Origin of the sequence: Pseudohongiella sp. SYSU M77423 (assembly GCF_029911965.1) — a bacterium.
Lineage (GTDB): Bacteria > Pseudomonadota > Gammaproteobacteria > Pseudomonadales > Pseudohongiellaceae > Pseudohongiella.
Genome location: NZ_JARYTH010000001.1, coordinates 396,311 through 418,398 on the forward strand (window position 1 = coordinate 396,311; position 22,088 = coordinate 418,398).

The window sequence follows — 22,088 nt, forward strand, 5'->3', positions numbered from 1 at the left end:
CTTATTTTACTGTTACTTGGCCGTTCATTAACATCGGGAGGAGCCAATCGCGCAGTTTTGCGAGCGTTGTATTCTCCCTTTGATTGATTAAAATTTGCTTGATCATGGGCTCTAGCTTCTTGCCAAGAGCACTAGCGATTTCTTCCTTAAAAGGAGTCTCGAAACGCATCATGACACCTGGATTTACCCGCTTATGGCTGTTGGATGTGCCAGTTGCTGATTGGGTGCAGTGCGCTATGAATTGTGGCGAGGTGGCCACCATATAAAGAAAGTTTATAATGCTGCTATTCGGTGCTCGCCATACTACGAACTCGGTTGAGCAGATAAGATCTTCCTCTTCCATGGCATAGATGACCCGGCTAAACCACGGGTTTAGCTTTGAGACCAGAATGTCGTTTTCTTTGACAGTAAATTTGTTGCTACCAATGGTTTCCCCAGCTTCAAGGCCAAACGTTTTAGTGGCGTCATATACTGGGATACTGAAGTGCCTGAAAACCTTGTTAGGATAGTCGACTGGATTTACTGACTGGTTACTAACTGGAGTGATTTTCGATAAAGGTGTGGCATTCCAACCTTCCGGTATTTCCCGCTTTAGGGTCGGGTTGTAGACCATTTTACCGCCGGAGGTTTTGTAGGGCTTGCCGTTGGCATTGGGGAAGTCGAACTGCACAAACCAATAGTTGTACAGGCTTTTGGCCATGGCTTCCAGCTCGGCATTGATGCGTTTGTTGAGTTCGATTTTTACATCTAGTACGGAAAGAACCCTAGCAACTTTTTTCTGAACAGAAATGGGTGGCAACGAAATAGTTTTGGTAGAGATGTCAGGAATGGTAATTTGAGGCTGCCCTGAACCTGTGCCTGTTTTACGATTTTGCTTCAAATTGTAGAACAGATAGTCTACGTCTAAGCGCTCTTCCTTCGGTATTAATGACAACAATCTGACTACCGGAAAAAATGGTTCTTTTCTAATTGCAACAAATCCTACATTCGACCCCCTTGCTGCGACAGTCACAGCAGGCTCAAAGATTCGTGCATTATCCGTGTACCCCATCAAACCATTGTCTTTTTCTGCGTTTGCAAGAACGGGTATACTAACTGGCGCTTCTTTTTCGAGGCTAAATACTTTCGGTTTATCGCCTCCCGCAATAATTTCTGCAACTTCACCTATTTGATATGTACTAAACTGGTTATTCATACTTCAGCCCTGTCAACTGCTTTTTGATCTGGGCTTCCAGTTCGCGAGATTGGCTAAATAGGCCGTCCAGATTGCGGGTAAATCCCTGCATCTTTTCCGAAAACTGTTCCGGGGTAATCTCCACATATTCGATTTTGACATCAAAATATTGGCCCGCGCTCAGGCTATAGCTTTTAGCTTCGATTTCCTCGTAACTTACGGCAACGGAAAAGTCTTCCATTGCCTTCTTGGCATTAAAGGTATCGATAATGCGTTGCTCTTCTTCTTGGGTGAGCACCGTCTTCTGGTTTTTGCCGTCCTTGATTTTTTCGCCTAGGTTAGAGGCATCAATCAGAACCACCCTGTCTTTGTTGCTGTCATCCATAAACAGTATGGAAACATTGGTACCGGTAGTAGCAAAGATATTGGAGGGCATGGACACCACGCCTGCCAGCATCTTGTGCTCTACCAGGTATTTACGGATGCCTTTGTCGATGCCCGATTGCGCGGTGATAAAGCCGGTAGGCACCACCACAGCCGCTTTGCCACCTTTTTTTAGTGAGTGGATGATGTGTTGCAAGAACAACTGGTAGATTTCCATCTTGTCCTTGGCTTTGGCCTTGATCTTGGGAATGCCCGCAAAGAAACGCTCTTTGTTTTCTTTGCTGTCCAGCTCATCGCGGAAGTCGCTGAAGTCCATCTTGAACGGCGGATTGGAGACGATGTAGTCAAAACGCTTGAGGTCTTTTCCGTCCCGGTGAAAGGGGTGCAAGATGGTGTTCCCCTGGATCACATTGGGGATGGAGTGCACCAGGTTGTTCAGAATCAGGTTAAGACGCAGCAGGTTTGAGGACTTTTGCGAGATGTCCTGGGTGTAGATGCTGCAACGGTTCTCACCAATGGCATGGGCTACGTTCATTAGCAGCGTGCCTGAACCTGCGGAAGGGTCGTAGCAACTAACGTTCTTGACTTTGCCTTGTTGCTCCGTGGGTACCAGAATAGCCGCCATAATGCGGGCCACGGCATGGGGCGTGTAGTACTCGGCGTATTTGCCGCCGGAGTTGCTGTTATAGTCTTTGATCAGGTATTCAAAGATGGTGGCGTAGAAGTCGAATTTTTGGGTAAAGATTCGCTCGAAGCTGAACTCCACCAACTTATTGATGATGGCGCGGCAGAAGGCATCGCGCTTGGATTCATCGGCAATGTACTCACTCACGCGGTCAAACAGCACCACCTTGGCGCCGCCATCGGTTTTTACCGCGAACACGTCATTATTGGTCAGGGCAATATCGCGCAAGGTGTCATCAAATAGCTTGGCGAAGTCCGGCGCGTTCTGCTGGCTAAACAGATAGCTGATAAAGTGATGCGGCTTTAAGCGTGCGGTATCGCCGCCCATTTGCAACTGGAGCATTTCCAGCTCGTCTTCGCTCATGGCGACCAGGGCTTCTTCCCACTTTTCGGAATTGGCGACATTCTCGTCGATCTTTTTCGCCTCGTAGGCGAATTTGTCGTTCAGGAACTTGTATAGAAAGGTTTGGGTGATAATTTTGAATTCATTACCATCGTTACCCAAGCCATAGTGGGCGCATATGTTCTTCAGGCTATCGATCAGCGCCTTTGTTTTGTCTCTAAATTCAAGTTCTACCACGTACGTGCTCCGGTACTAAATTCATTCAGGTATTCGGCGACAACCAGGTGATTGATATAGCGTGAGGCGTCGGCGTTGAGTTGTATGTTTTGCTCGCCTTTGAAGCGCCTGATCACCAAGGGCACCATCTGGCGTTCAAAATAGCTTTCGTTGTCCAGTATCTGGCTGTTATTCAGTACCTGCTCATCGGCGTCCTGCTTTACCCCGGTGAGGGCTTCAAAGATCTTGCGCTCTGACTCACTGGCTAAATTGAGTTTTGGGCCACGCTCTTGCAGGCGTTTGTGAATGCGGGTGTATTTGGCATCGCCATGGTATTTTTGGCGAAGCTGGTTGTTCTCGCGGTTCAGCTCCTTGACGCGCTCGTGGATCTTGTTGAGCGCATCGATGTTGGCCACCATTTCATCCTGGGTGACTTCGCCGAGGTTCTTTTTCTTAAAGAGCCTTTCCAGCTCTTCCTTCAGGCTAACGAACTTGGGGTCTTGCTGGTCAAAATTACTGGCCAGGGCTTCGCGGGTTTGGCGCAGGGTGTTTTTCAGCTTGTCGGCCAGCACCAGTTCTTCTTCGCCCACCTTGATGAATTTAAAGATGACATCCTCAAGGGCCACATTCAGTAAATTGGCGGTATCCGTGCCTTGCTCGATGCTTTCCTTGAGGTTGAGCATGTCCAGGTGGTTGCAGGTTTCCCGATAGAGGATGTTCAGTTTGGCAAAGTCCAGCTCATCCAGGATGCTGTACTCACCTTGCAGGCGGATGAGGTTGTAGAGGCTTTTCGCATCGCCCAGTGCTTTTTTCAGCGCCAGAATGATTTCCCTGTCCTGAATCTGGCTTATCTGGTCAGTGAATACCTCGGCATTTTCGATGTCGAAGCGGAACAGCACATCCTTGATATGCTCGATTTCCTGCTTTATTTCCTCTTGGGACTTGAACAGGTTGGAGTAGTGCTCCATTTCATCGCCGAGCTCATCATTGAGCTCCTTTAAGTAGCGCTCGTTTGTCTCCCTGAACTCTTTGCTGATATCCGCAAAATCAACCACATATCCATATCTAAAGCCTTGATACGTACGATTGACCCGTGTCAGCGCTTGAAGCAGATTGTGTTTACGAATGACACGGCCCAAATAGATTTTCTTGAGCCTTGGGGCATCGAATCCAGTGAGCAGCATGTTGAACACAAACAGGAAGTCGATTTTGCCAGCTTTAAAGTCGTCTACCCAGTCCTTTCTCTCCTCCTTAGTGCCGATGTCATGAAGAATAAGTGCGGCCGTCTTAACCTTATTTCTATTTTGCCTGACTACTTTGTAGCTCGCTGGTTCCTGAGCAACTTTTGGCCATTCGTATTCGTTATCGGCTGACTCGGCAACCAAAGCAGGCGTACTCATTTGCCTAACGAACAGCTCGTACATTTCTTTTGCTTGCTCGGAGCTATCACAAATGACCATGCCGCCGATAGTGGCGTCATTCAGAGCGCCACGGCTCTTTTCGAAGTCGGTGACGATGTACTCGAGCATGGGTTCGACAAAGCTCGGGTGGGCGTAGATGAGCTTGCGATCCACGTCACCCATTTTGACTTCCACTTCATCCAGAGCTTGTTGCAGCACCATCTTATAGTTGGTGGCGATCTCTTCCCGGATCAGACGCAGGGTGTAGCCATCGGCAATGGATGCGTTGTAATAGTATTTGTGGATGTATTCGCCGAATAGCACTCGGGAGTTGTAATCGTCGCCTAATAACGGAGTACCCGTGAGGCCAATTTTAACGGCATTGGTGTCTGACTGGCTCAGGTTAGCCAGGAAGCTGCCCTTGGGGTTGTAGCTGCGGTGTACTTCATCCAGGAAGTACACACGCTGGATGGCAACATCGTAGTCCTTGGTTGAGACAACATCCGGGTCGTCCTTAAATTTCTGGATATTCACGACCGTGATTTCAGGCTTGCCTGAATGGTTGTGAATAACCTGGGTTGCTTTTATGTCGCGGGTAAAGGCTTCACGGGAGTTAACAGTGTGCACCGTCAAGCCGCGAGCGCGGAACTCCTCCTGCGCTTGTTGCAATAGATCCAGACGGTCGACGATGAAGTAGAACTTGGGAATGACCTTTTGCTTCTGGAAGTAATCCGTCAGAAAGCGCACGCTGTAGAACGCAAGCGCTGTTTTGCCGCTGCCCTGTGTGTGCCAGATGATCCCCTTCTTAACGCCTTCATTGAGTTTTCTCTCGATGGCCTTGCTGGCGAACAACTGAGGATAGCGCATGATGTGCTTCTGCAATCCGCCAGTCTCAGTCACATACACAAGTGCATAACGCAGGATAAACGCAAGCCTGTCTCTGTTCACCAAAGAGGTGCACATACGGTTGGTTGGTCGGTTCGGGTCTTTATTTACGAGGAATTCGGGGTTACTGCGAATGACTTCCACGTTATTGTCCTTCAACACCTTGAGCTCGTCATCATCCGATAGCGGCTTGAGCAGGGCCGTAAGGTTCAGAGTCTCTTCCTCACGGAAGTAATTGAAGATCGGCTTGTGATAAGAGCTGCTGGCGTAGAACGCGCCCTGAACAGGCTCCGGGTCGCCGTCGTCATACTCCATATTGTTAGAGAAAATCATGAACTGCGTGATGTTGGCAAAGCGCTTGAACTTGGGGTTCTGGAAGCGCTTGTTGATGCGATCCCGCTCCGCCAAAATACCTTCACGGTTATTCGGCTTCTTTACTTCAATAAAGACCAGCGGCATGCCGTTGATCAGCAGAGTGACATCTGGCCGAAACTCTTCATCGCCATTCTGGCAGGTCAGTTCGGTAACGACGTGGAAGCTGTTGTTGTCGAAGTTTTCGAAGTCGATCAGCTTGGTGTTGGAGCGGTCGCTTAGCCGTTCAAAGAAGGCGCGCCCGAGGTCTTCGTTGTCTAGCAGCAGTTTGACGTCTTCCAGGAGCCGGGAAACATCATCCGCCTCGATGCCGGGGTTGATTCGGGTGATTGCTGACGAAAACAGCTCAGGGAATATGTTGGTGTCCAGATCCCAACTCTGGCCCTTGAGCGAGAGATACTGATAGCCCAGCCTCATCAGATGGAGGATGGTCGGGATTTTTACTCTGGTGTCTTCGTTGAATTTCATACTGCTTCCCTGGTTAGTGACTCCGGCATACCTGACCTTTGCTAATTCAAACCTGCGTCAGAGAATCGATTCGGACGGGCATCAAGAGACTTCATTGAAGTAGTCACTATCGATCTGCTTAACCTCATAGACCTCGCGGGTACTTACACCCAGGTTATGCTGAATCATCAACTGCGCTAGCTCGCGACCATCAATCAACACAACCCGCATATCCAAGCCCGTTGCCGCGTCACGAGCCCCAGCAGAGAAGTCTGAAGTGGTTATAAAGACACCCTTCTTCGCCCTCTGGCGTGTGAGCGCACCAATGAATTTGTCGATCTCCGGACGGTGAACGGTCTGAGTCCACCGCTTGGCTTGCAGATAAATCACATCCAAACCGAGTTTGTCTTCGTTGATAAAGCCATCGATTCCGTCGTCATTCGTTGATTGCGTGGCCTGCCCAGCGCCTTTGCGTGAGCCGCCATAGCCCATGGCCAGCATTAAATCGACGACCACTTGCTCAAAGAAGCTGGGTGATCCTGCCCGAACTTGAGCGAGTAAATCATCAGCCAGGCTCTCTTTTAGTGACTGGTAGGCGGATTCAAGCTGCTCGTCTGGCGTAGTTGCGCTATCTGAATCATTGTTTTCCACGACGCTAGCGGTTGTGGAAACCTCTGGGCGGTGAGTGTGGAACCGCTCGAATTCGGGAAATTGTTTGAGCCATCTGATGGTAAAGCGCTCAGGGCCGTTAGCGAGCGCCTCGAGCCCTCGATCAGTGATTTGCACCATCCCACGTTCCGGGATAACTAATAGTCCAGCTTTGTTCAAGTAGGTGCGCGCCCAGCCAACCCGGTTGTTAATGACAGTTTGGCGGCCTGAGGGTAGCAATTCTCGACGCTCTGCGTCAGTGAGGTTAAATGCATCTGCGACTCGCCTGAGCACAGATGACAATGGATATGCTTCGCCGTCTTTGACGACCTCGAGAACTGGTCGCATGGTTGTTTGAAAATCGGGTATGGTCACCTATAGTTCCCGCTGCTATCTCCTTGTTGTGCAGAGAATAGTACAGCAAACCACCCTGATCAGGACAGATACATCTCGCCAAGTTGAGCCTGACACTATCTACTTTGAATAGATATCGTCTTCATTAGATTGAAGTCGCTCCGAATTGGCAAAATCTTTAACCAACACCTATAACCTAAATATCAGCTCCGTTAGATTTTTCGCGATGCTGATATGTAACACCATGATTTCTAAAGCACAATGGAGGTGTGAAATGCGTGAACTGACAGAAGCTGAAGTGTCCGCCGTCTCAGGCGGTGACTTTGATGGCAGTACCTTTATGAAGGGACTTGGATATGCGGTAGGCGGTGCGATTACAGCAGCCGCTGTGCCGTTTCTTGGAGCCGGTGCGGTTGTCGGCTTCGGCTTAGCGGCAAGCGGCGCGGTATTGGTTGCCGGTGGTGGTGCCCTGATGACGTTGTCGACAGCGGATGCTTCGTAGGTAATTTAACTATGAGCACGGCGGTGGCTGTTCAAGGCTACCGCCACACCTCCATTAATTAGCTAACCTAATCAACGAGGGACAACCCTGGCATGGCGATCTACCAAAACGGAGAGACGTACTACCTGAACGGTTTAGCTGACTCTGCGTCAACGAATCAGTTTCGAGCGCTACCCGCACACGAGTTTGGGCCTGAGAAACTGCGGACGCTAATGCGGATATATCAGTATTCGTATATTGCTCAAGTCGGACTTGCGATTCCTGCTTGTGGATATGGTCTTATCAGCAAGATCTACCTTGCCCCTCTCACATTCGATACGGTGAGCCTCTTAGCTGCTCTGATTTCTGTCCCGGTTTTTCTAGTATGGATCAGCACCTTAGTGCTGCGACAAGGTGTGACGACATTCGCGCTTTCCGATGTCAATTTTCAGTCCGAGTATTCGTCCAGGTTCTATCGATTCTATGCGATTTCTGGTTTGAGCTTGCTAACAGTATTTCTGAGCGCACCTTGGGGCGAAGGATGGTACTTGCCATTCAGTGTCATGCCGCCTGTGACTTTATTTTTTCTAATTTCGATTATCGCGTCTAGTCGGGCGATTAAAATTCGAATACAGAGAAATTGATGAAGAATGTTATCCCCCTTACTTCAACCCCCAAATCCGCGCCACAGCCGTATCATTCCCCAACGTCGCCACCACGACACTCACCAGGCTCACCGCCCCGAAAATCAGCGCCGGTATCAGCGAGGCCAGTTGTCCGGAGTTAAACGCAAGGTAGGCGGACACCGCGCCCAGTAGCAGGAACAGTGTGCCCAGTGCCAGCAGTATCTTGCGGTGCGAGGGGCGATAGCTGACGGCGGGTTCGCCTTTTTCAAACACGGCCAGTACGGGGGCAAAGATGGCTCTCAGTTTCTCTCTCATATTGTCCTCATTGTTGATTCGGTTCGGCATCGCGGCGCATTTTTACCAGTGTGCTCAGTCGCACATCCACGGTGACCGTCAGCTCTGTTAGTTGTTCTGCCCTGGCCCGCCCTTCTGCGCTGGCGCGATAGAGATGGGGTGTCATGATCAGCAGGTTCTGGATCTGCTGCGTATCAGGCAGATGCACTGAAAACCTTAGCTGTTGCAACTCTTCCTCTACAAACCCTGCTGGTGGCTGAGCCTGCGGGGGACGGGCGGGTTTAAGGGTGGGGTAGATGATCTCGCGCAGCTCCCGTAGGTGGTCAGCGCCAGCATCTACCATCAACAGCTTGCCGCCTGGTTTGAGCACTCGCAGAAACTCTGGATACACCGGGAAACCAAACATGCATAACACTCGATCGAGCGTGCCTGGCAAAACGGGCAGATTGGCATTGTTGCCGACCACCCAGGACACCTGTTTGTCCTGGCGGGCAGCAGCCTGCACGGCCCACTTGGAGATGTCCAGCCCCAGCAGATTCAATACCTGACTAGCACTACCATGAGCAGCCCCGCTTTGAGCTGCCAACTGACGCAGGTAATAGCCTTCGCCACAACCGGCATCCAGGCAGCTCAACGCGGCAGACGAATCAGCACCGTTCAGCACTGCATCAGCCACGGCATCGGCAATCGGCTGATAAAAACCGGCAGCCAGAAATTCCTGGCGGGCGACCATCATGGCTTTGCTGTCGCCCGGATCGCGTGAGCGTTTGTTTTGCACCGGCAGCAGATTGACGTAACCCTGTTTTGCTACATCAAAGCTGTGCCCCTGTGGACAGCGCCATGTGTTACTGTCTCGCTGCAGTGGCTCGCCATCCAGTGGGCAGGCGAGTTGTGTAAAGGGTGTTACAGCCATCGTTTACCCGCGCCTGTCACCACACCAGATGAAATGCATCCTGACGTCGGAACACCCAATGCCGCTCACCGTTCTCATCCAGATACGCCCCTTCTTCCTGACGGCAGTTGGCCAGCTCACCGCCCCATTCTGGAATGGCGCGCGTGGCCTGCAGCTCAATCGAATGCCAGGTTGATGGCAGCAAGACTGCATCACCTCTGATGGGCACCCCTTCCTGGGCGTCCCAGCGTCCGATCAGCGGGCCGGCGCCATGGCCGTGGTCACCAATCGGGTGGGTGTAGACGGTACCGGTGATGCCTTCGGCAGCCATGCGCGACAGAGTGGAGGCGAGAATGTCGTTGCCGCTTCGGCCGGGTTCCATTTCTTCCAGCAGCAGTTCCTGCATGCGGTTGGAATCGTCCAGACAGGCCTGCAGACCGGCGGGTGCTTCGGTCTCACCCGGCTTTAATACATAACCCAGATGCTGGGTGTCGGTGTGCAGGTTCATGGCGACCACACCAAAGTCAGTCCACAGCAGGTCACCGGGCTGGATGACGGTATTGCCGCTGATGCGACCATCACCCTGACGCGAGACATCCACCGAGGGCTGAAACCAGACCTGATAACCCAGCTCCTGCACGCGCTGACGCATCCACCAGATGACATCTTCAGTGGTGGTTTCGCCGGGCGTGATCACGGCATTGGAAAAGGCCTCTGAAATGACCGAGTGCACCGTCTCCATGATCTTGCGGTAGCGCGGCATCATCTCGGGAATACGCAGGGCGATATAGTTCATGGCCAGACGCGGTTCGCGCACAACGCGATCCACATAGGGGCCAAGTGCCTCTTCAAGTGCTTCGCGCTCACCGGCATGCAGACCGTCGGAGAAGGCCCACTCGGCATCGATATTCAGGGCAATATTGTCGGGGTTACGGTCTTCGATCAGTTCGCGCAGCAGCCGCCACTGTTCATTGCCCACCAGCTCGCCGGTATCCTGTGTCGGCGCCGGGCGGGTGGAGCGAAATGCTTCGAATACACCACCCTGACTGGAGCCACCAAGGGCGAGTCGTTCGACACTGCCATCAGGCTGCAGGGTCATCACATAGATGGAACGACGGCGCGCAGCGAAAGTGGTCGGCGAGGTGATGGACCAGAACACAGGGTCCTCGGCGTACTCGCGCATCGACAGTATCCACATGTCGACATCGTACTCACGCATCAGCGCAGGCAATACACGGTCCATGCGCGCTTCCAGCCAGGCCTGCTGTTCAGTCGCCTGCTCACGCAGGGTGGGCAGCGGATGTACATGGGCAGGTGCGGACGCAGGCACCTGAACGGGAGGCTGAGCGTGAGCCTGAGTGAGGGGTAGCGCGCTAAATGCGGTGGTGAGCAGCAGTGCAGCGATCGGCAAGGAGGCAAACGAGAAAGTAGGCTTCATGGGACAGTCCAGTCGGAATTACGGAATGTAAGCAAAGGTATCGACAGTGGCCGTGCTTGTCCAGATGCATTGCAGTCGCCAGACGCCGCACGGCCGCTGGAGCTGGCATGTGTCATCTGCCCCGACGTTTCAGCCGTAATCTACTACAACGATGACATGCTAACTCAACACCCATCGACCCATTGCGGCCAGACCCCGCCAGGAACCTGATATGTTCAAGCTGTTTAAAGCCGATCCCCAGAAGAAACTGCAGAAAGCCTATGAAGACAAGCTGTCCGAGGCCATGAAGGCACAGCGCAATGGAGATATCCGCGGCTACTCCGCCCTGCAGGAAGAGGCGGAGGCGATTTATGCCAAGCTGGAAAACCTGAACAAAACCTCCTGAGCACACATTAACCAGCCCCGCCCACCGTCACTGCTGTCAGGAATATGTTCTTGGCCGTACGCTGCATGACCTCAATACTGGCCCACTCGTCGGCAAAGCCGCGCTGACCGCCACGCTCACTGGCAATGCCAATCGCCAGCGTGCCACCGGCAATGGCGACATTAAGGTTGGCAGAACCGGCGTCGGACAGATTGGGTGTGGAGCCCAGGTACTCGGAGATGGCCAGCGAGGTCTGCACCAGGGCGCTGTCGCGAGCCCCCTCAATCTGGCCAGGCGGCATCATGGAGAACGGCTCCATGCGAAACTCAATACCCAGCTCATCGGTGACATCAGCCAGAATCTGACGCACCTGCGCTTCCATGGAGTTGATGCGCTCGGGATCCAGCGAGCGGATATCGAGTGAGAACCAGCCAGTTTCCGGTTTGTGATTAAACACGGCGCCACTGTTGAGCATGGCCACGTTCAGGCGGGTACGCCGGTCATCGTAAAGCTGTGGATCGCGAATCTGCAGGATGCGGTCAACAGCGCGACCTATGCCCTGATTGACGTTGGGCAGACCGCCATTGAGCGTATGGCCAGCCGGACCTTCGGCATGCACGCGCCACCAGTGAATCCCGAGGGCGCCATAGCTGATACTGTTGCCCTCGCCCAGAATATCCACAAACCCCACCGCCTGATCGCGATAAGCTTCGTACAGGGCCTTCATGCCCACCAGCCCGGTTTCTTCCTGGGCAACCGAGGCGAATACCAGGTCGTGTTCCGGCGTGACACCCTGCTCCAGCAGGGCTCGCGCGGCAGACAGCATGGCAATGGTGGTCAGCGAGGTATTGGTACCCGGCCCTACCACACGATCACCGTCAATCACGGGTGGGCCATCGGCGGCGCGCTGGTGTTCGGCGACGGTAGCCAGATCATCCAGCGTGGAAACAAACACCAGCGCCTGACCGGAACGGCCCGGAATGCGGCCTGTGACATTTGGCGCGTCTGAGACTGAGACATCACTCAATCCGATCTCGCGCATCAAGTCGGCAACGGCTGCTGCTCGCTCATGCTCCTGGCCCGAGGGCGAAATGATGCCGCCAATGCGGACCAACTGTTGAGCCGACAGATCAGCCGTCTGCTCTATCTGCGCCAGCCCTTGCTGCACAGTGGAGTCGGCCAGCGCCTCCTCCAGCGAACGTGGCTGCGCCTGCAGTGACAGTGGCAACACCATGGCAAGCAACAGACAGGCGGACGGCAATTGGATCATGATGGGGGCTCTCCATTGGCTATGGCTTGGCAACAGCCTGGCGTTTACTATTTGAGTGAGCAGGAATAATAGCAACGACACCCGATGGGCACCATGACTGAAACAACACGTTTTTCCGACATCCTTTATCGCAGGCTCACCTTTGCCCTGGTGATGTGGTTCTGCATCACTGCGGTGTTTATCCATACGCTGCGACCCGATCTGGTTTTGTGGGAACGCAACCTGAGCATCTATGCGGTTGGCCCCGCTGGCTGGTTGCTGGTCAGCGGCTTCTACGCCATTGCTCTGGCACAATTACTGATTGCCTTGCGTTTGTATGAGCTGCGCCAGTCCGCCGGCGACCTGCTGAGCGTTTTCCTGCTCGTTATGGCAGCCTTCGGCGTGACCCTGGTGGCTTTTTACCCCTACACCATCCGGTTTCCGCACAACCTTGGGGCGGCCATGCAACTGGGCCTGTTCCCGATATTCCTGTGGCTGCGGGTGTTCCTGCACCGCAGCGATGCGCTAGGGAGGTTTACCCTGCTCATGGCCCTGCTAAGCAGCTCCACCTTTGTGGTACTGGTCTGGAACGGGGAAACCGACTACAACATTGGCACCACGGCTCTTGCACAGAAGTCAGAGATTCTTGTGAACAGTCTGTGGCTGCTCGTTTATGCCTGGCATATGCCACCCCGCCCGCGTTGACCCGACCAGTTTCTGCTCAAAATATTTTTCTTGAAGTGCGACGGAAAATAATCGGCCCTGCGTATACTGGTTTAAGACTCTCACAATAAGAGCAACATACGACCATGGCCCTTTACTCATCCTTTATTGCCGCCAACAAGTTTGGTCTGGGAATTCAGCCCGGTGAGCTGACAGAGATTGATTCGGATCCACGCGGCTGGCTGCTGGCCCAGTTGCCCCTGGCTGACCGACTGCCGCCCCGGTATCAAGGCATGGAACCCTCGGCCAGGCTGATTCAGATGGCTTACGACGATTATCGCGCACGGCAGATGATTCAGCAGGACGGCCGCGTGAGCCCCAATGAAGTGCAGCAGTTTCGGGAGATTCGCGAACGCAATGCCGCCTTCTATCGTGAGCAGGCCAATCAGCGACTGGCCGTCGCGATTGAATCTGACACGCCGTTTACTGAACGCCTGGTGCGCTTCTGGTCCAATCATTTCAGTATCTCCCTGGGCGTCAACAAACCCACAACGCTCTACGCTGGCCTGGCTTACGAAAACGAAGCCATCCGCGCCAATATGAATGGCCGTTTTGAAGACATGTTGATCAGTGTGGCGACCCATCCGGTGATGCTGACCTACCTGGACAACATCACCTCCATTGGGCCCAACTCCACGGCAGCCCAGCAGCGTAATGGGCTGGGCCTGAATGAGAACTATGCACGGGAGACACTGGAACTGCATACGCTGGGCGTGGATGGCGGCTACACACAGGACGATGTAATTGCACTGGCCCGCATCCTGACCGGCTGGACCGTGAACGTCCCAACCCGAAACGGTAACCTGCCCAACCCGCAGGCGACACCTGGCAGCTTTGTATTCTACCCGGTACTGCATGAACCGGGCACCCAGCAGCTACTGGGCAAATCCTATTTCAATACCGGTGTACAACAGGGCATCAGCGCACTGCGCGACCTGGCCAGGCACCCGTCTACTGCCTACTTTATTGCCGGCAAACTGGCTCGCCATTTTGTTGCTGACCAGCCACCGGCTTCGGCGGTGGAAAAGCTGGCGCAGGTGTTTGCGCAAACGCAGGGTGATCTGCCCAGCCTGCATACAGCGCTGGTGGAGCTGGACGAGGCCTGGGATCCGGCCATGAAAAAACTCAAGACGGCCGAGGATTTTGTAGTGTCCACCACGCGCGCCCTTCCTGGCGTACCGCTGACGGATGAGGTCCTGCAGATCATCAACGAGGCGCTGAGCAGTTTTAATCAGACGCCGTTTACCGCCCCCTCTCCCGCTGGCTGGCCGGAACAGGCCGAGCACTGGGGCGGCCCCGATGCGCTGCTGAAACGCATTGAGTTTATCAACATGGTAGGTGGCGCGGTGGGCCCCGACTTTGATGCCCGCGATATCGCGCCGTTGATCCTGCCTGAAGACTCTGACTTACAGACGGCGGTGCGACGTTCGGAAAGCCGCACGCAGGCGCTGACACTTTTGCTGGCCAGCCCTCAATTTCAGTGGAGAGCCTGACATGTCCAAACATCAAAAACATTCGCTGAATCGTCGCCAGTTCCTCAAGTCTGCGGCATTGCTGGCAGGTGCCGGTAGCATTCCCGGATTGAGCTGGGCCAGCACCGGAATCTCCGGCAACAACAAACTGGCCGTGATTATTCTGCGCGGCGCTATGGATGGTCTGTCTGCCGTGATCCCTTACGGCGATCCATTACTGGCAGGCTATCGTGGCGCCCTGATTCCAGAAGACAGCAGCCTGCTTAAACTGGACAACTATTTTGCGCTGCACCCGGCTTTCACAGAATCATTCAAACTGCAGCAGTCGGGTGAGCTGGGCATCGTGCACGCCGTGGCAAGCGCCTACCGCGAGCGCTCCCACTTTGACGGCCAGAACGTGCTGGAAAGCGGCCTGGATATTGCCATGCCCAATCCGTCCGGCTGGCTGAACCGGGCCCTGCAATTACAGACCCAGCAGCAGGCCATGGCATTGGGGCAGGCAGTTCCCTTGATTCTGCGCGGCGAGGCCAGTGTCGGGTCCTGGTCTCCACCCACATTGCCAGCGATGAATGGCGATACACTGAGTCGCCTGCAAAAACTCTACGACATGGACAGTTTTCTGGGGCCAAGACTTTTGGAAGCCCTGAATGCGCGCGAGATTGTTGGCACCGATATGGACAGCGAAGCAAGCCTTACCGGATTTCCGGCACTGGTTGACGCCGCAGCCAGTTTTTTAAATGCCGTCAATGGTCCCAATATTGTTGTGCTGGAAAACGATGGCTGGGACACCCACGCCAACCAGGGTACTGAACAGGGCACGCTGCCACGCAAGTTTGCCGAGCTCGATGCCAGCCTGGCACAGCTAAAGCTCGGGCTGGGCAGCACCTGGCAGAATACGGTTGTGGTGGTTATGACAGAGTTTGGCAGAACGGTTCGCGTCAACGGGTCGCTGGGCACCGATCACGGCACAGCGAGCGTGGCGTTTCTGGCGGGCGGCAGTGTCAGCAAATTCAGCTCGGGCAGCGCTGTTACCGGACCCTGGCCGGGCCTGGGCGAGAGCAGTCTGCGTGATGGCCGGGATCTGCAGCCGACCAATGATCTGCGCCAGCTCATGGCTGAAGTCCTGCATTCGCATATGGCTTATGACGCACAGCTATTACGTGAAGTCGTATTTCCGGGACTGTCGACTACAGGCTTCCAGAGAGGTTGACAGGCACCTGCCAAAAGTCACTTTTTGCAGATAACTACTTTTTGTTCCTGAATTTAATGCTAAAGTCAGCGTTGACGGGCTCAAACATGAATGAGTTCATTAACGCTGATGCAGTCCATCATCAATCGTGCCCCGAACCTATTAATGAGAATCTGTGCTGATCTTTACGGTCTGTACTGGCTTTGATGCCGGAGAATAATATGAATAATTTACTGAAGGGTATGATATCCGGGGGCAGAAAGGCCGTATTTGTCGGCGCTGCCGCATTGGCGTTTTCACTGAGCGCGGCTTCCGCCATGGCTCAGGATCGCGTCGGCGACTTCGCCCTGCTGGATCAGGACGGCCTGTTTCACCACATGGCCTGGTACGACAACAACAAGGCGATCGCATTCCTGGTGCAAGCAAGTGGCGACTCTGCCACCGAGGCCTCGCTGGCATCGTTTAACGCGCTGAAGCAGCAGTACGCCAACCAGGGCATCGTCTTCATGATGATCAACCCGCTGGGTGAGCCGCGCGCTACCGTCAAGGCAGATGCCGAGCGCCTGGGCATCGATATTCCCGTGCTGATAGATGATGCGCAGATCATCGCCAAAGCCATGGGCGTTGATAAAACCGGCGAGGCCTTTGTTTACGATCCCAGGACTTTCCAGGTGATTTACCGTGGCCCGGCCGATGCACCACTGGCCGAGGCACTGGCTGCCGTGGTAGCGGATGAAGCTGTTCCCAATGCGATGGTCGCGACCCAGGGCACCCCGGTCAGTTACCGTTCGCTTGACCAGTTGGCACAGTCAGGTGTGTCCTACAGTGAGGATGTTGCACCGATTCTGGCTGAAAACTGCGCCAGCTGTCACCGAGAGGGTGGCATTGCACCGTTTGCCCTGAACAGCCACACCATGGCACAGGGCTGGTCACCGATGATCCGCGAAGTGCTGATGACCAAGCGCATGCCGCCAGGTCAGATTGATCCGCACATCGGCAACTTCCGCAACCACTACACGCTGACGCCGGAAGAGCAGCAGAAAGTGATCCAGTGGATCGCCGCCGGTTCCGTCAAGGATGGCGATTCGGATCCGTTGGCCGAGCTGACCTGGTCGCAGGAGAAGTGGGCCTTTGGTGAGCCGGACCTGATCGTCAAGGTGCCACCACAGCAGATACCTGCCACCGGCGTGCTGGATTACATTGACGTGGTTGTGCCACTGGAAGGTCACACACGCGATCGCTGGGTCCGTGCCAGCCAGTATGTCCCTGGTGACAGAACCGTACTGCACCACACACTGAATGCCTTTATTGTGCCGGGCGAGCGTCCGTCGCAGGGTCTGATCACCCGCTTCAGCAACCCCGACCAGGCCTACATTACGCCTTACATCCCGGGTGCGGATCCGCACGTGGAAGAACCCAACACCGGCGGACTGCTGCGTGCTGGCACGCAACTGGCGCTGAACCTGCACTACACAACAACCGGTAAAGAAACCGTGGATGCCAGTGAAATCGGCATCTGGTTCTACCCGGATGATCAGATCCCCACCGAGCGTCGACTGGGTGACTGTGCCTGTATCTTCACACCAACCTGGACTGACATTCCAGCCTACGATCCGGACTTCGAGCAGACTGCTGAGGTGCTGATCACCACCGATGCAGAAATCATGGCCTTTACGCCGCACATGCATTTCCGTGGCAAGCGCATGGTGTTTGATGCTCACTACCCGGATGGCAGCGTGGAACGCCTGCTGAACATCGCCCAGTACAACTACAACTGGCAGATGGAATACCAGTTGGTTGAGCCGAAGTTTGTACCAGCCGGCACTCGTGTCGTAGTCACTGGCGCCTTCGACAACTCAGAACAGAACAAGGCCAACCCCGACCCATCACGTGTGGTGCCATGGGGCCAGCAGAGCTGGGACGAGATGTTCTTTGGTCAGGTTTACTGGAAAGAAGTTAAAGCCAATCCGGAAGTAAGCTCTAACTGAAAGGTCAGTGCCAACTGACTTCGAAAAATGAGAGGCGCAGCCTGATTCACGGGCTGCGCTTTTTTCACTACGGAGGCCCGTCATGACCCTGATCGCCCGCCTTTCCTCTGCTTTTTTACTCGCCGCAACCCTGTCCGCAACATCACACCTGCACGCCGACGTCTGGGACACGGCCACTCACGGTTACGCCGACAACAACGGCGTGCGCATTCATTACGCTACGGTCGGCGAAGGACCGCTGGTGGTGATGATCCACGGCTTCCCGGATTTCTGGTACAGCTGGCGACATCAGATGGAAGGCCTGCAGGATGATTATCAGGTGGTTGCGATTGACCAGCGCGGATACAACCTCAGCGACTCCCCTGAGGGTGACGAGAACTACGACATGACACTGCTGACCTCTGATGTCGCTGCCGTGATTCGCAGCTTTGGGGAAGACAGCGCTGTCATTGTGGGGCATGACTGGGGCGGCATGGTGGCCTGGAATTTCGCTTTTGCCTATCCGCAGATGGTCGACCGGCTGGTGGTGATGAATCTGCCGCATCCGAACGGCATGCTGCGTGAGTTGACCATCAACGAAGAGCAGCGCGCCAACAGCAACTACGCGCAGCGCTTTCAGGCTGGCAGTCCGTCCGATCCCGACATCTTTTTTGGCATGCCGATGATGCCACAGACACTGGCCGGCTGGGTGCAGGATCCCACGGCGCGTGAGCGTTATATCGAGGCGTTTGGCCAGTCCGACTTTGATGCCATGCTGGCCTATTACAAGCGTAACTATCCGCCGCTGCCGCCACTGGCGGAGACAGCACCACCACCCTCACCCGAGGTACCGCAGTTGGACGTTCCGCTACTGGTCATGCATGGCCTGGATGACACCGCGCTGCATTCCGACGGGCTGAACAATACCTGGGACTGGAACGATGCCGACACCACGATTGTGGCAGTACCCAATGCCGGGCATTTTGTGCAGCAGGACGCTGCAGAGATGGTGACAGAGACGCTGCGCTGGTGGCTGGGCGCACGTCAGCAGTAAAGCTGCTCTCGTTAAGCACCCAGCTGTTCGGCCAGATCGATAAAGTCGTCTGCAAACAGATCAAACTCATCCCTCGCCGGCGCAATCGTGGGTCGTTCCGGCCCACGCTCCATGGGGCGGTGAACATAGGCGGTCCGCAGTCCGGCCCTGGCCGCCCCCCGCAGGTCACTGGGATGGGCAGCCACCAGCATGACCTGCTCCGGTCGCAGGCTGAACAGCTCCGCCGCCTTGAGATAGGCTTCCGGATCGGGTTTGTAGTGACGGGACAACTCAGCCGACAGAATGGTATCAAAGGGCAGTCCGGCATTTTTTGCCATGTTCAGCAGCAGGGATACGTTGCCGTTGGACAATGGCGCGATGGTGTACTTCTCACGCAGTCGTGTTAAACCTGCGATGGCATCAGGCCAGGGCGTGAGACGATGCCAGACGCGATTCAGATGCTGTATCTCTGACTCGCTCATATCGGTCAGCCCAAACTCCACGATCAGCTCATCCAGCACCATGCGGTGCAGATCATCCAGCTTGGTCCACGGCAGTTCACCGCTGCGCACCTGATTCATCGCCGGGCCGTAGCCACTGCGCCAGCGATCGGCAAACTCGCCCCAGTCGACTTCGTAACCCTTGCGGGCGTTTAGCTGATTGCCTTCCTGAATGATGGTGCCCCGCCAGTCTGCCACCGTGCCAAACACGTCAAAGACCAGTGCCTGTACATCTGCCAGCTCAGGAAGCTGTGCCAGCGCTCGTTTTGAAATGGAAAGACCTGTGGCAGATATCACCACTGCGGAGGCCGTCAAGCCGAGCAATTTGCGGCGTGAGATGAATGGCTGCGTGGACCTGGATTTCTGCATGAGCTCCCCCGAAGTATCCCTGCCTGTTGTTATTGTCAGCTCACTCTTGTGAACGTTCTGGACATCCCGCTAGCCCGACGTGCTGAGGGTGAGATCTACACTTTACCTCAGCACAAGGGGTTTTGCGCAGGGATGTGACCTCACTTAATTCTCTGCAGACCCGGACTGGCGGTCGGACGCCGCCCCATTCATCGCTGCTTTCTTAAACAGCTCGACCAACTCGCCCTGTACCGAAGAGAAATCTGCAAAGTCCGGGATAGTTGTATTCATCGTCAACGCGATCGTCAGCGCCTGATCCGGATAGACGGCAAGCCACGCCATCGAACCCTTGGACACGCCACCATGGTGCGCATAGCGGTCGCGACTGTTCCAGCGCCAGGTGAGCGCGTAGGACTGCGGGTTGACCTCACCCGTGTTCAATTCCTGCGGCGTCCAGAATGCTTTGCGTGTCGCCTCGCTGATGTAGGTCGGATCCAGCCAGGCTGAGCCAATCAGCGTCAGATCCGACGGCGTGGACATGAACCCGCCGCCTGGCAGCTTGCTGCTCAGATCAACGTCTCGCCACAGTTGTACACACTGTCCATCCTGCTGATAAAAACGGGCACGTTGCGGTGACTCCTGGTCTGGCACGGGCGATGAAAGACCCAGAGCTTGCTGCACCTGTTGCCTGATCAATTCATGAAACGCTTGCCCATCAGCGCTTTGTAAAACAGCTGCCATCAAATGCGTACCAAATGAGGAGTATTCAAAGTCACTGCCTGGCGCGAACCTCAGCGGACTGCCATCGAACAGCGCCAGACCTTCCCGAACGTCGGTGTGATGCTGTCGCAAGGCCATGGAGTGGTACAGGCCACGCAGATCTCTGTTGGTGCCGTACTCAGGCAGGCCAGCCATGTGTGAGGCCAGTTGCCGCAGCGTCAGGGCATCCCATTCAGCATTGGGCAGCGCGGCGTCATAGGACGCGATGGGTTCATCAAGGTCTACGACACCAGTGTCGACCAGGCGCGCCAGCAAAGTACCGGTCACAGGTTTCGACGTTGATCCAATGCGATACAGTGTGGCCGGAGTGGCCGCTTGCTCGTCGGCCAGATTGGCCCAGCCCACGGCTGCTCGCCAGACCACCTCACCCTCGATGGCGATGGCAGCCGATAAAGACGGTGCGTGCAAACTTGCCCGGTGGGCAATCAGCATTTCGCATGCCTTGTCCGCCGCTAGCTGCCACTGCGGTGCAACGGGTGTCGACTGGCAGGTGTTGCTGGCCGGCACCGCTTGCCACGCCAGGGGATTCCGCATCCAGGGCGTGGTCTCGCTGAAGAAACCAACCACTGGCGCGGCAATGAACAGCACAACGGCAACAACAATGGCAGTAATACAGGCAAGCACTTTCCGAACAATCATGACAGTCAGACTCCGAAGACCAGAATTAATGCCCCGGAGTCTAGGCATCACATGGGATGCTGGCTCGCCGATTTCAAAAATCTAGCGCCGATTCTGAACAGAGCGCCTGTATTCACCAGGTGTCTGATCAGTTTTTGCCTTGAATGCACGATTGAACGGTCCGACCGAGTCGTAGCCCAGATCCAGCGCGATACTGAGTATGGGCAGATGGTCGCAGCCAGGGTCAGATAGACGGTCTGTTGCATCCGCTACCCGTAGATCGTTTAGCAGACTATTGAAATTCCGGTAGCCGCGCGTTTGATTGATCAGTCGTCGCAGCCGATGCTCCTGACAGTCAAGCTGACGGGCCATTACACCAATTGTCAGGGCATTCTGGTGATAGCCCTTGCGGGCTATAAAGTCATCCAGTGCCTCCGACAATTGTCGGTCGGCGGCTGACAGCGTCGCGATGGGTGAGCCAGCAATGGCCGTGGGCGCAGCAGGAGTTTTTCTGCTGGCGGGCTCGTATTGCAGACGAAATAACCGGCCAATTGCTACCGATATGGCCAGCAGCAAAACGCTGGCATTCATCAGACCAAACCAGGCAGCATTACGATAACGCTCATCAGCAAATTCAAAACCCACCAGCACGGTACTGTAAAGACTGATGACGAGTACCACCAAGATTCTGGCGCGACGGCGCTCATCCAGCAGGTCGTCGGCAAATCCGCGATAGGCAACGTAAGCCGAATGAAGAATCAGTATCAGACCCACAGCATGAATCAGGTCGTGCAGGGGGCTGACGCCAGCGCGCACGCCCAGGGCATAGAAGTACATCAGAGCAAACAGACCGAGAAACAGTTTGATGGGACGCGGCCATTGCCGGGGGGCAAAATCGTCATCGAACAAATAACGAATCAGTAACCAGAAAATGAAGGCGAAAGCGTCGGTCAGTATCAGCAGGACATTACGCAATAATCCGTACTGTTCGTCCGGTATGGGCGCTGTCAGCATAAGCAGCCCGGCCACACTGACACCCGCGGCAAACACAAGATGTCTCACGGTAGAGGGCGGCGAACGCCACAACAATCCACCTAACAGCAACAACTGCCCCAGCACCATCGTGCGTATGAGCAGGTCGAGAAGGCTGACAAAGCTAATAGTGATCATGCTGCCTCGGCACCAGAGGTTCGCGTTTCCAGGCTGT

The 22,088-nt window shown here is 54.9% G+C and carries 18 protein-coding genes; 7 read left to right on the plus strand and 11 right to left on the minus strand.

Annotated elements, in window-relative coordinates:
• Position 1: 1 nt before the first annotated feature.
• From QGM61_RS01725 to QGM61_RS01740, 4 genes are all read right to left on the minus strand, one after another.
• Positions 2-1,195 carry a restriction endonuclease subunit S gene (locus tag QGM61_RS01725; RefSeq protein WP_281131643.1) on the minus strand — a complete coding sequence of 398 codons (1,194 nt, stop codon included), beginning with the start codon at positions 1,193-1,195 and terminating at the stop codon, positions 2-4.
• Complete coding sequence (locus QGM61_RS01730) at positions 1,188-2,822, minus strand: class I SAM-dependent DNA methyltransferase (protein ID WP_281131644.1); 1,635 nt, start codon at positions 2,820-2,822, stop codon at positions 1,188-1,190. Before QGM61_RS01730 ends, QGM61_RS01725 begins: the two co-directional genes overlap by 8 nt.
• Positions 2,816-5,926 carry a type I restriction endonuclease subunit R gene (locus tag QGM61_RS01735; RefSeq protein WP_281131645.1) on the minus strand — a complete coding sequence of 1,037 codons (3,111 nt, stop codon included), beginning with the start codon at positions 5,924-5,926 and terminating at the stop codon, positions 2,816-2,818. The genes QGM61_RS01730 and QGM61_RS01735 overlap by 7 nt, the downstream gene beginning before the upstream one ends.
• Before the next feature lie 81 nt (positions 5,927-6,007).
• Complete coding sequence (locus QGM61_RS01740) at positions 6,008-6,928, minus strand: restriction endonuclease (RefSeq protein ID WP_281131646.1); 921 nt, start codon at positions 6,926-6,928, stop codon at positions 6,008-6,010.
• Positions 6,929-7,181: 253 nt separating this feature from the next.
• Here QGM61_RS01740 and QGM61_RS01745 point away from each other — a divergent pair, with 253 nt between their 5' ends.
• Positions 7,182-7,409, plus strand: coding sequence for a hypothetical protein (locus QGM61_RS01745; protein ID WP_281131647.1), 228 nt, complete (start codon positions 7,182-7,184; stop codon positions 7,407-7,409).
• A 641-nt stretch (positions 7,410-8,050) separates the two neighbouring features.
• Here the strand turns inward: QGM61_RS01745 and QGM61_RS01750 are convergent.
• The 3 genes from QGM61_RS01750 to QGM61_RS01760 are packed head-to-tail and all read right to left on the minus strand — an operon-like array spanning position 8,051 to position 10,638.
• Complete coding sequence (locus tag QGM61_RS01750; RefSeq protein ID WP_281131648.1) at positions 8,051-8,329, minus strand: hypothetical protein; 279 nt, start codon at positions 8,327-8,329, stop codon at positions 8,051-8,053.
• Positions 8,330-8,336: 7 nt separating this feature from the next.
• Entirely contained in the window at positions 8,337-9,221 is an 885-nt protein-coding gene (locus tag QGM61_RS01755) for a putative RNA methyltransferase (protein ID WP_281131649.1), read from the minus strand.
• Positions 9,222-9,237: 16 nt separating this feature from the next.
• Positions 9,238-10,638, minus strand: coding sequence for a M24 family metallopeptidase (locus QGM61_RS01760; protein WP_281131650.1), 1,401 nt, complete (start codon positions 10,636-10,638; stop codon positions 9,238-9,240).
• Between the two features lie 211 nt (positions 10,639-10,849).
• On the opposite strand from QGM61_RS01760, the gene QGM61_RS01765 reads away from it, so the two are divergent.
• Positions 10,850-11,023 carry a DUF6435 family protein gene (locus QGM61_RS01765; protein WP_281131651.1) on the plus strand — a complete coding sequence of 58 codons (174 nt, stop codon included), beginning with the start codon at positions 10,850-10,852 and terminating at the stop codon, positions 11,021-11,023.
• Between the two features lie 7 nt (positions 11,024-11,030).
• Here QGM61_RS01765 and QGM61_RS01770 read toward each other — a convergent pair whose 3' ends face one another.
• Positions 11,031-12,272: a M20 family metallopeptidase gene (locus QGM61_RS01770; protein WP_281131652.1), complete on the minus strand. Its 1,242-nt coding sequence runs from the start codon at positions 12,270-12,272 to the stop codon at positions 11,031-11,033.
• 93 nt (positions 12,273-12,365) lie between these two features.
• On the opposite strand from QGM61_RS01770, the gene QGM61_RS01775 reads away from it, so the two are divergent.
• The 5 genes from QGM61_RS01775 (at position 12,366) to QGM61_RS01795 (ending at position 18,656) form a co-directional block, all read left to right on the plus strand.
• Entirely contained in the window at positions 12,366-12,956 is a 591-nt protein-coding gene (locus QGM61_RS01775; protein ID WP_281131653.1) for a DUF998 domain-containing protein, read from the plus strand.
• Between the two features lie 104 nt (positions 12,957-13,060).
• Positions 13,061-14,467 carry a DUF1800 family protein gene (locus QGM61_RS01780; RefSeq protein WP_281131654.1) on the plus strand — a complete coding sequence of 469 codons (1,407 nt, stop codon included), beginning with the start codon at positions 13,061-13,063 and terminating at the stop codon, positions 14,465-14,467.
• Position 14,468: 1 nt separating this feature from the next.
• Entirely contained in the window at positions 14,469-15,656 is a 1,188-nt protein-coding gene (locus tag QGM61_RS01785) for a DUF1501 domain-containing protein (RefSeq protein ID WP_281131655.1), read from the plus strand.
• 200 nt (positions 15,657-15,856) lie between these two features.
• On the plus strand, positions 15,857-17,623 hold the full coding sequence (locus QGM61_RS01790; RefSeq protein WP_281131656.1) for a redoxin domain-containing protein: 1,767 nt from the start codon (positions 15,857-15,859) through the stop codon (positions 17,621-17,623).
• A gap of 82 nt (positions 17,624-17,705) precedes the next feature.
• On the plus strand, positions 17,706-18,656 hold the full coding sequence (locus QGM61_RS01795) for an alpha/beta fold hydrolase (protein WP_281131657.1): 951 nt from the start codon (positions 17,706-17,708) through the stop codon (positions 18,654-18,656).
• Positions 18,657-18,667: 11 nt separating this feature from the next.
• Here QGM61_RS01795 and QGM61_RS01800 read toward each other — a convergent pair whose 3' ends face one another.
• From QGM61_RS01800 to QGM61_RS01810, 3 genes are all read right to left on the minus strand, one after another.
• A complete protein-coding gene (locus tag QGM61_RS01800) occupies positions 18,668-19,504 on the minus strand; it encodes a haloacid dehalogenase type II (protein ID WP_281131658.1) in 837 nt (278 codons plus the stop codon).
• A gap of 144 nt (positions 19,505-19,648) precedes the next feature.
• On the minus strand, positions 19,649-20,902 hold the full coding sequence (locus tag QGM61_RS01805; protein ID WP_281131659.1) for a serine hydrolase domain-containing protein: 1,254 nt from the start codon (positions 20,900-20,902) through the stop codon (positions 19,649-19,651).
• Between the two features lie 81 nt (positions 20,903-20,983).
• Positions 20,984-22,051 carry a helix-turn-helix domain-containing protein gene (locus tag QGM61_RS01810; RefSeq protein ID WP_281131660.1) on the minus strand — a complete coding sequence of 356 codons (1,068 nt, stop codon included), beginning with the start codon at positions 22,049-22,051 and terminating at the stop codon, positions 20,984-20,986.
• Between the last annotated feature and the right edge of the window lie 37 nt (positions 22,052-22,088).